The sequence below is a fragment of the Gordonia sp. NPDC062954 genome, from assembly GCF_044543825.1.
In the GTDB taxonomy this organism is placed as follows: Bacteria; Actinomycetota; Actinomycetes; order Mycobacteriales; family Mycobacteriaceae; genus Gordonia; species Gordonia tangerina.
In genome coordinates this window covers 26265-36229 of sequence record NZ_JBITWL010000036.1, presented here as the reverse complement: position 1 = coordinate 36229, position 9965 = coordinate 26265, and the positions used below count along the sequence as shown (strand labels likewise).

Below are 9965 nucleotides of genomic sequence, written 5' to 3'. Positions count from 1 at the left end.
GACACACCCACCAGTATCGCCCGTCCACCCGACTCAACCACGGCAAACCTTCGCATCTCCGCGTCACCGGCGAAGCCGGCCCCATAGCTCGATACCGAGCAGCGCCATGCCGGCCACCGCCAGGGACACCCACGCGAGGTCGGTCCGACTGCGGGACAGCACCGCGGCGAGGATCAGCGGGCCGGTGAACTCTATCGACACCGCCACCCCCAGCGGAAGGCGGTCGATAGCCGAGTAGAAGGCCCCGTTCATCGCCCCGATCGCGGCACCGAAAGCCACCACCGCGATCCACTGCCTCCGCGTCCAACGCCGAACGTCCGGGCGGATCACGACGAGCAGAATGGCGGCGGCGATCGTCAGCCGCAGAGTGGTGGCGCCTAGCGGTCCGACACCATCGAACATCTGCACGGCCAGGGCTGCACCGAACTGCAGCGAGACACACGAACCGAGAATCATCAGCACAGCCGGACCGGTCTGGTCGGCACGGCGCAGCACTGCGTTCCGGGGCGTCGTCATGGCTTTCATGACGCCAGCATCACCCTGGGCTATACGATCAGTCCAGTGAATGTTTTCACCGATAACCAGTCACTTCTACTTAAGATATGGCGATGCTCAATGTGACGCGCCTGCGCATCCTGCGTGAACTGCACCTGCGTGGCACGCTGGCGCAGGTCGCCGACGCACTCTCCTACAGTCCGTCGGCCATCTCCCAGCAGCTCTCGCTCCTCGAACGCGAAGTGGGCGTGCCGCTGCTCGAACACGTCGGGCGGCGAGTCCGGCTGACCGACGACGCGGTGACACTTGTCGGCCACACCGAGCTCGTGCTGGCACAGCTCGAGCTGGCCGAGGCCGAGTTGGCCGCCACCCAACCCGAGGTCAGCGGCACACTGCGGGTGGCGTCATTCCAGACGGTGCTGCTGGAGATCGCACCGCCCGCACTGACGCTGCTGAACCTGCGGTATCCATCACTGCAGGTCGAGATCACCCAGCGTGCTGTCGACGAAGCCTTCAGCGGCCTGCTGGCCCACGACTTCGACCTGATCCTCGGCGAGGAATACCCCGATCTGCCCGACCCCGTCCGCGCCGGAACCGATCGCGCCGACCTCGTCCGTGACCCGCTGTTCCTCGCGGTGCCCTCACACGGCGCATGGGCCCAACAACCGGATCGGATCGCCGACCTCGCCGACGCGCCGTGGGCGCTGGACCCACCGGGCACCGCGAGCGGCGACTGGGCGCGGGCGATGTGCCGCGGAGCTGGATTCGAGCCGCGGGTCCGGATGGAGGGCCCCGACCCGCTGCTGCACGCCCAGATGGTCCGCACCGGTCATGCGGTGGCCTTCGTGCCCGCGCTGATCGCGGCCGAGCATCTGGCCGGCGCGCAACTCGCTGCGCTGACCGGCAATCCCGAGCGCATCCTGTACACGTCGGTGCGCGCCGGGCGCGGCGGTCATCCCGCCGTGGTCGCCTTCCGCGAGGTGCTCGCCCGCGTGGCCGCCGAACGTCGGCCGGACACACCGCGTCGTCGACTGCAAGCCAGGTGAGGGTCACCTGACCGTCGTGTCGATTTCGTTGCCTTTTCTAGGCCGATCCGATGCCGCAGGCCACGCAATCCGCACCGGTCGGGCGCCTATCCTGCAGTCAAGCCGAGTGGGGGGCCGCCCGAAGGGATGGACCGCCGATGCGAACACATCGTCGCCATCGCGTACTCGCGCTGCTCGCCGCCGCCGTCACCGCGCTCACGCTCGGCGGATGCGGCAACACCCCCGACGACCCGGCACCGCGGGCCGTACCCATGCCATCCGAGGACATCCCCAGCGGCTTCGACGTCACCTTCCGATGGTTGCCGAACGGGGTCTTCGACGTCTCCGGGCAGGAGGGCACATTCGTCCGGGCGTTCGTCGAATCCTTCGAACTCGCCAACGCCGGACGATCGGTGCAGTGGGGATATCGCGGGTTCGAGGAGGCCGCGCCCTCCAACATCGCCCAGATGATCGAGGTGTATCCGGCGGAGACCTCGGCTACGCATCCCGGTGTCGGGAGCGCGTTCTTCACGGGTCTGCGGCGTGTCGACGACGCCGACTGGACTCGGATCGTTCTGTGCCGCTATGGGTATCGGTCAGTTCAGGTCGCCGACGACGAGTGGTCGGGACGGCTGGATGCGCCCCGGCCGGTCGAGATCGACTTCCGGCGGGGCGGTGTGGTCCCACCGAGCAACATCCGCGGGACGGCTCGGACACCGCATGGCGACGTCTTCGGCGACTGGCATGTCACGCGCTACGACTTCGCCGCGATATATCCCCACACCACCGCCGATGAAAGGGCATGTGCGGCGGGCACTCCGGCCGAAGTACCGACGCATCTCCCCGCGCAGGCGACATCGCCACAACCACCGATGACACCGATTCCGGGTTGGTGGGCGTCCTCGCCCCTGTAAACCACCGCGGCCCCGGCCGACCGGCCGCACGACCCCGCCTCGTGAAGACCGCTCACGCTTCGGGCCCGATCGCCGGATTCCCCTGCCCCTTTCACGATACCGCGCGACCCGGGTCTTGCCGCAAGACCCGGGTCGACCTGCACAATGGTCGTCTCCGCCCCGCCCTGCCCGACGTCGCGGAGGTGTCAACCCCACGCCGACCCGTTCCCGACGTTGCGGTCCTGTGCCGAAACCGCAACTCCACCAACACCTGACCACGCCGGTCATACCTTCGGAGCCGCCCGAATGCCACCACGCAACCCCGAGACCCGTGACGTCGCCATCTTCCACACCGCCGATCCGACAAAGTCCACCGTGGAGGTCATCGCCGACGACGAGCGCCATTTCGCGACCATGTCGGTGAGCCTCGACGCACTCATCACCGACCTGTCCGATCGACTCGACGCCGTGCGCAGGACTGCCGGACGACGGGGAAAACAGGCGGTCGAACGTGACCTGGAGATCCACGAGTTGACCGGCCGCCTGCGCACCCTGCACCGCTTCCGGCTCGATCTCTGCCTCGGCCGAATCGTCGTAGCCGAACCGGACGGCACCACCGAGATCCACTACATCGGCCGGATCGGCCTCACCGACCGATCGGGACGGCAACTCCTCATCGACTGGCGCACACCGGCGGCCGCACCCTTCTTCTCAGCGACCCCGGCCCGGCCGATGGGGTTGGTCAGCCGCCGCCGGTACCGATGGGGGCGCGGCCGCATCGTCGACTTCTGGGACGAGGCGCTGCGCCCCGACGCCGCCACCGACCCGTCGCTGGTCCTCGACGCCGACTCCGCCTTCATCGCCGGCCTCGAGGCGAACCGATCACCCCGCATGCGTGACGTGCTGAGCACGATCGCCGCCGACCAGGACGCCATCGTGCGCGCGGAATCACGCGGCGCACTGGTGGTGGACGGCGGTCCCGGCACCGGCAAAACCGTCGTCGCGCTGCATCGTGCCGCATACTTGCTCTACGCCGATCCGCGACTGGCCGGCAATCGGGGCGGCGTCTTGGTGGTCGGCCCCCACGAGCCGTATCTGGGTTACGTCGCCGATGTCCTGCCGAGCCTGGGCGAAGAGGGCGTGCACACGGTGACCCTGCGTGACCTGCTGCCCGAAGGCGCGACAGCGGTGCCCGAGAGCGACCACGTTGTCGCCCGGTTGAAATCCTCGATGGCGCTGGTCGATGCCATCGAAGCGGCCGTACGCTTCTACGAGGCTCCGCCGACCGACTCGATGACCGTGGAAACCGATTGGGCCGACGTCGAGATCACCCGCGCCGAGTGGCTCGAGGCATTCGGGGCACCCGAGTCGGGCACACCGCACAACGAGGCTCGTGACGAGGTGTGGGCAGCGCTGGTGGACCTCGTCATCGCCAAACACGACGATGACGTGCCCGCCGAGCAACTGCGGAAGTCTTTGGCGGACAACGACGAACTCACCACAGCGGTGAACCGCGCATGGCCGATGCTGGACTACACCGATCTCGTGAGCGACCTCTGGTCGGTGCCTGCCTATCTCCGGCTGTGCGCCCCGCACCTGAGCCGCGCCGAGATCGCGGTGCTGCAACGATCCGACGCGGCCGCTTGGACGGAGTCGGATCTGCCGCTGCTCGACGCCGCGCGCCGACGGCTCGGCGACCCGATGGCTGCGCAGCGACGGCGGCGCACCGCGGCCGCCCGCCACACCGACCACCAACGGATGGATCGGGTGGTCGACGAGTTGTTGGCGTCCAACACCTATGACGACGGCGACGGACTGATGTCGATGTTGCGGAGCGTCGATCTGCGCGACATCCTCGGCGACGCCAACGCCACGTCGGACACCGAGGCGGTACCGCTGTCCGGCCCGTATGCGCACATCATCGTCGACGAAGCCCAGGAACTCACCGATGCCCAGTGGCAGATGCTGTTGGCGCGTTGCCCTTCTCGTAGCTTCACGGTCGTCGGCGATCGCGCCCAGGCGCGCGCCGGGTTTGCCGAGTCGTGGTCGCAGCGGCTGGCTCGCGTCGGGTTTCGTGACGTCCGGTCGGCGACATTGACGGTGAACTATCGCACGCCCGAGGAGATCATGGCCGAGGCGGCGCCGGTGATCCGTGCGGCGCTGCCGGATGCCAACGTACCGAGATCGATCCGCGTCAGTGGCATTCCGGTCGTGACCGGCCCGGTGACCGAGCTGGATGAGGTTGTGGCCCGCTGGTCGGCGGCACACCACGAAGGGACCGCCTGTGTGATCGGCGCCCCCGACTTCGCCGCCTCCGGCCGCATCCGCTCACTGTCCCCGCAGCAGGCCAAGGGACTGGAGTTCGATCTGGTGGTGCTGGTGAACCCGGACGCGTTCGGCAGCGGACTCACCGGTGCGGTGGATCGCTATGTCGCGATGACACGCGCGACGCGGGAACCGGTGGTGCTGACCGATTGATCATCGTCATCCCAGGCGATCGGACGGTCGTCCGCCGACCAGCGCCGCGCCGCCATCGATTGTGGCCGATAGCCGCAATACCACCTCGGCCGTGACCGTCCGGTCCGTATTGTCGGCCGGGGGATCGTCGGAAACCGACCAGGAGGACTGAACTCGTGCCACAGCAGCGGACCATCGTGATCACCGGGGCCAGCGATGGGATCGGTGCAGTAACCGCGCGCGCACTCGCAGGCCCGGGTGTGGACCTCATCGTCGTGGGTCGCTCGGCGGACAAGACCGAGGCGGTCGCCGCGCAGGCCGGCGCCACCGCGTTGACCGCGGACTACGCCAAGCTCGACGACGTGCGCCGGCTCGCCGGTGAGATCCGCGACCGAGTCGGCTCGATCGACGTGCTGCTCAACAATGCGGGCGGAACCTTCGATCCGAAGAAGCGGACCGCCGACGGTCACGAACCGAACTTCCAGATCAACCACCTCGGCAGCTTCCTGCTGACCAACCTGCTGCACGATGCCCTCGCCGCCGACGGCGGTGGATTGGTGCTCAACACCTCTAGTATCGGCAATCTCGCCGGCCAGGTGGACCTCGACGACCTCGACTTCGACCGACGCCGAGCACTCGAGTTACGCTGCTACGGAACCGGAAAGCTGGAGAACATCCTCTTCACCCGCGGCATCGCCGATCGCTGGCGAGATGACGGAATCGTCTCTGCCGCAGTACACCCCGGACCTGCTGCGACGAGCTTCGGTCGCGATTCGTTCTTTGTCGGCCTGCTCTATCGCACACCGCTCAAGAAGGTCGGGACCATCACTCCCGAGCGGGGCGCCGAACCGTTGATCGCCCTGGCCAACCGGGGTGCCGACCCGACGATCAACGGCGTGTACTTCAGCCGTCACCGGGCGAATGGTCGAGAGAACCCGCAGGCGCGCAAGCAGGAACTCATCGACGGGTTGTGGGAGACCTCGGAGCGGTTGGTGGGCCTGAGCTGACGAACGCGTCGGACGAAACCTCAGTACGCCGAGCTGACGTTGTCCATCGACCCGTAGCGGTGGGCCGCGTAGTTGCAGGCCGCGACGATGTTGGAGACCGGGTTCCAGACGTCGAAAGCCGTTCCCTTGACGTGGTAGGCGGCGAAGGTCGGGTCGATCACCTGCAGCAAACCCTTCGACGGGATTCCTGCGGCGGCGTTGGAGTCATAGAGGTTGATGGCCTGCGGGTTTCCGGTCGACTCGCGCATGATGTTGCGATAGATACCGTCGTAGCTGCCGGGGATGTTGTTGGCCCGCATGATGTCGAGCGACTCACGAATCCAGCCATCGAGGTTGTCCGGATACACGGGCTTGGGTGCGGGCTTGGGCGCAGGTGCCGGAGCCGGCACCGGCGCGGGTGCCGGCGCCACAGCTGGGGTCGTGGTCGACGACTTCGCCGGGGTCTCGGCGTTGTCACCCAGGTCGATGGTGTGGGCGGTCTGGGTGATCGGCTGCTCCGCCCGGGCAGGCTCGTCCACAGCGATGGATCCTGCGGTCACCGCAGCGGCGATGGCCAGCGTTGCGGCGCCCACGACGTGGCTGGTCCGGGCGCGGGAGACGCCCCGGACACGACGAAGCGAAGTGGTGAAAACAGACATGTGAAGTGGTTCCTGATCGTTGCGGCCGCATGTCGGCCGGCAGCACTGCACATCCGGGGCACGCGTGGGCTCCCGGCTCGGTCAGCGCTGTGAGTGGACTTGTATGTGGACGACGTAGTCGTCGCGCGCATGGCGCAACACCCGGGCGAAGCGGGTTGTCTGGCGCAGATCGCTCAGACAGCGGCGGTGATGGCCCCGATGGCCAACACGAGTCCGCGGATTGCGCATGCGGTGTGGTTCCGCATAGCTATTCGACTTTCTCGTGCTGGGCAGACCGTCGCCTGCCTCGTGACAGGTAACAGATTGATATACATACCTGTGTGTTGTCCAAGTGAACGGCGATTAAAACGCTTGAAACCGGGAATATCTCCCGCCGCACGAACCGTCGTTTTGCCGCCCTGAGCTGGATATTCACACCCGGCGACGCCGGGTGACGTGTTTCACAAAGTCTGTCAACTCGAATCGCCGATTTGCGACCATTTCGTGATCAACGATGGCCGTCGGGTGTACGAGCACCAGCGCGCCGCTTCAGCCCTTCACCGAGCGCGACAGCCGGATCGGATATCGCGACGTCATCGGTGAGATCGTCCTGTGATGTTCATCCCTGTGAAGGCCTCCCACTGGCATTCCGACCGAATCCGGTGCCACCATGAATAGGTGCGTCGTGCAACCAATCCGGCCCGGGGGCGAGTGTCACCGGCGCTGACGCCGCGCTGCTGGCCGATCGCACGACTCCTGAGTCGCAATCCACTGGTCCGGCGCAACGACCGCATCGAGGCCTTGACGCTCTGCCTGGCCACCGCGCTGGCGCTGGTGGCCATCCCGTTCTCGTTCCTCGTGCACAGCGAGGTCCATGCCGCGCAGACCGCCGCGATGGAACGCCAGGCCCAGACCATCCATACCGTCCAGGCCACCGCAGTCGACGACGCGTCCGCAATCGTCACCGAGGCCGGCGGTGGCGCGATGGTGACCGCACGATGGACCTACAACTCCGTGCCGCACAACGGCAGCGTCGATGTCGACGACGGCAGCATCAACGCCGGTGACCGTTTCGACCTGTGGGTCGACGACGCAGGTGACGCCACCCATGCCCCACTGACCGCAGTCGAGGCCGCGCTGGGTTCGGTGCTGACGGCGGTCGCCTTCTACCTGGCGGTTCTCTCCCTCATCGCCCTTCTCGTGTTTGGCGCCCGTGCCGTCCTCCGCCGATTCCGGCACCGGGCATGGGACATCGATCTGGAGCTTCTCACCGGCAGCGGCGGCGGACACCTCCACCGGTGAGCATCCCGCCACCCAATCTCCTGTGCTATTGCTGAGGCTGATCACAGCGGCCTCTCCACTATCGGCGGGGCACGTCGCCCGAAGGTGAGAGATGCCCTACGTCGAGTCATCGGTCCGTACCAGGCAGGCCGTCGCCGCGGCCCGCGCCGTCATGATGCGGGAGGGCATCACGCGGCTGACGATGCGTGCGGTGGCCAACGAGGCAGACATCCCGCTGGGCACTCTTCAGTACGTCTTCCCCAACAAGCTCGGCCTGCTGCACGCGGTCATCTCCGATGTCGTCGACGAAATCGCCGATGTGCTGCGCGACTCAGCCGACATCGACTCCGGCCTGGGCAACGCCATCGGCAACGGACTGCGCAACTTCTGGTCAGTGCTGGTGATCGACCATCGCGACCTCCAGCTGCTGCAGCTCGAGTTGGTCACCTACGCCTTGCGCACGCCTGGTCTCGAAGACCTGCCGCGCTGGCAGTACGAGCGGTATTGCCAGGTCGTCGAGGACTGGTGTCGGCGCGCGGCAGCCCGGGCGGACGAGACCGCAGCCGTGCCCTATGACCAACTCGCCCGCGTCTTGGTGGCCGGCATCGACGGCCTGATCGTCCAGCACGTCATCGCGCCGGATTCCGACCGGGCGAGCGCGGACGTGGAGGCCCTGATCCGGATGATCACCGACCTCGCGTCGGTGCGATCCGCCGGCTGAATCAACCCTTGTGGACCGATGTGACCTCCCCTACACTCGCTTCAAGTCATACGTATGACTGAGTTTGCGGCTCGGGTGCACATCCCCCCGAGCCGATCAGCGCCGAAAGGGAATCCCATGGATAACGTCGACGTGGTGGTGGTCGGAGCCGGGCTCGCCGGACTCAGCGCAGCGCGGTCACTGGTCGCCAACGGTCGCACTGTCGCAGTCCTCGAAGCGCGCGACCGGGTTGCCGGCCGCACCTTCGGTGGGGCGCTCGCGAACGGGGTACCGGTGGAGCTGGGCGGACAGTGGGTGGGGCCCACCCAGGATGCCGTCCTCGAACTGATCGACGAGCTCGGCCTCGAGACGTTCCGCACCTACGACGACGGCGACTCGCTGACTGTTTACGACGGAGCGGTCGTGCGATATGCCGACGACACCTTCGGGCTTCCGATGGAGTCGGCTGTGGAGGTCGGGCGACTCTGGGAGGAGATCACCACGCTGGCCGAAACGGTCTTGACGTCAGCCCCCTGGGAGACGACCGACGCAGACTACTTGGACCGCCGAACACTCGACGAATGGTTGCGCACCAACACCTCCGACACGCTTGCACTACGCTTGTTCCGCGTCCTGGTACCGGCACTGTTCTCCGCGGAGACACCGGAGCTCTCGCTGCTGCACTTCCTGTTCTATGTGAAGTCGGGAACCAGCCTCGAGTCCCTGGTCACGACGACCGGTGGCGCCCAGGAGTCACGGGTTGTCGGTGGGACACATCGCATCTCGGAGCGGATGGCCGAGGACCTCGGTGACCGGGTCCGCCTGCGCACCGTGGTGCGTGACATCCGAGCGGACACCGACGGCGTGGTGGTCGGTTTCGCGGGCGGCGAGATTCACGGGAAGCACGTGATCGTCGCAGTCCCCCAGACCCTGGCCGGTCGCATTCGCTACACCCCGCCATTGCCTGCCGCCAGAGACGCACTGACCCAACAGATCCCGGCCGGTTCGGTGATCAAGTTCCACGTGGCCTACCCGACACCGTTCTGGCGCGAGGAGGGACTCAACGGATTCGTGCTGAGCCTCGACGATGAGTTCAACGTGACCCTGGACAACTCCCCAGCGGACGGATCATGCGGCGTCATCGTCGGTTTCCTCGAGGGCGCACACGCTCGTCGTGCCGCGGAACTCTCCGCCGACGAGCGGCGCGACCGGATCGTCGGCAACCTCGTCACCTACTTCGGCGCACGAGCCGCCGGGCCCACCGAGGTAATCGAACAGGACTGGACCGCAGAGGAGTTCACCCGCGGATGCTATGGCGGCCGACTCGGCGCCGGCGTGTGGACGCAGTACGGCCGCGTGCTCGCGGCACCGGTCGGTCGGATCCACTGGGCCGGTGCGGAAACCTCCGATGTGTGGAACGGGTACATGGACGGCGCGATCCGATCCGGCCGACGCGCCGCGGTCGAAATCCTGGCCGGTGAGGACTGAGC

9 protein-coding genes are annotated in these 9965 nt (G+C 67.1%); 7 read left to right on the top strand and 2 right to left on the bottom strand.

Translation table 11 applies throughout. From position 1 onward, the window contains the following. Positions 1 to 63: 63 nt before the first annotated feature. The gene (locus ACIGKQ_RS23400; protein WP_308191731.1) at positions 64 to 525 is read right to left on the bottom strand and encodes an EamA family transporter; all 462 of its coding nucleotides are present in this window, start codon (positions 523 to 525) and stop codon (positions 64 to 66) included. Between the two features lie 83 nt (positions 526 to 608). Between ACIGKQ_RS23400 and ACIGKQ_RS23395 the strand changes: the two genes are divergently transcribed. The 4 genes from ACIGKQ_RS23395 to ACIGKQ_RS23380 all read left to right on the top strand — a co-directional run bounded on the left by ACIGKQ_RS23395 (position 609) and on the right by ACIGKQ_RS23380 (position 5877). Beyond that, positions 609 to 1541, top strand: a complete 933-nt coding sequence (locus ACIGKQ_RS23395; RefSeq protein ID WP_235726053.1) for a LysR family transcriptional regulator — start codon at positions 609 to 611, stop codon at positions 1539 to 1541. Positions 1542 to 1678: 137 nt separating this feature from the next. Next, a complete protein-coding gene (locus ACIGKQ_RS23390; RefSeq protein ID WP_235726052.1) occupies positions 1679 to 2434 on the top strand; it encodes a hypothetical protein in 756 nt (251 codons plus the stop codon). A gap of 285 nt (positions 2435 to 2719) precedes the next feature. Then, entirely contained in the window at positions 2720 to 4891 is a 2172-nt protein-coding gene (gene helR / locus ACIGKQ_RS23385) for an RNA polymerase recycling motor ATPase HelR (RefSeq protein ID WP_396575055.1), read from the top strand. A 155-nt stretch (positions 4892 to 5046) separates the two neighbouring features. Next, positions 5047 to 5877, top strand: coding sequence for an SDR family NAD(P)-dependent oxidoreductase (locus tag ACIGKQ_RS23380; RefSeq protein WP_235726050.1), 831 nt, complete (start codon positions 5047 to 5049; stop codon positions 5875 to 5877). 20 nt (positions 5878 to 5897) lie between these two features. Here ACIGKQ_RS23380 and ACIGKQ_RS23375 read toward each other — a convergent pair whose 3' ends face one another. Beyond that, positions 5898 to 6515 (bottom strand): transglycosylase SLT domain-containing protein, encoded by a 618-nt coding sequence (locus ACIGKQ_RS23375; RefSeq protein ID WP_235726049.1) that lies wholly within the window; start codon positions 6513 to 6515, stop codon positions 5898 to 5900. Between the two features lie 657 nt (positions 6516 to 7172). Between ACIGKQ_RS23375 and ACIGKQ_RS23370 the strand changes: the two genes are divergently transcribed. The 3 genes from ACIGKQ_RS23370 (at position 7173) to ACIGKQ_RS23360 (ending at position 9963) form a co-directional block, all read left to right on the top strand. Next, positions 7173 to 7796 carry a hypothetical protein gene (locus ACIGKQ_RS23370; RefSeq protein WP_235726048.1) on the top strand — a complete coding sequence of 208 codons (624 nt, stop codon included), beginning with the start codon at positions 7173 to 7175 and terminating at the stop codon, positions 7794 to 7796. Positions 7797 to 7887: 91 nt separating this feature from the next. Beyond that, a complete protein-coding gene (locus ACIGKQ_RS23365; RefSeq protein WP_235726047.1) occupies positions 7888 to 8496 on the top strand; it encodes a TetR/AcrR family transcriptional regulator in 609 nt (202 codons plus the stop codon). A 117-nt stretch (positions 8497 to 8613) separates the two neighbouring features. Then, positions 8614 to 9963, top strand: coding sequence for a flavin monoamine oxidase family protein (locus ACIGKQ_RS23360; RefSeq protein ID WP_235726046.1), 1350 nt, complete (start codon positions 8614 to 8616; stop codon positions 9961 to 9963). Positions 9964 to 9965 lie beyond the last annotated feature (2 nt).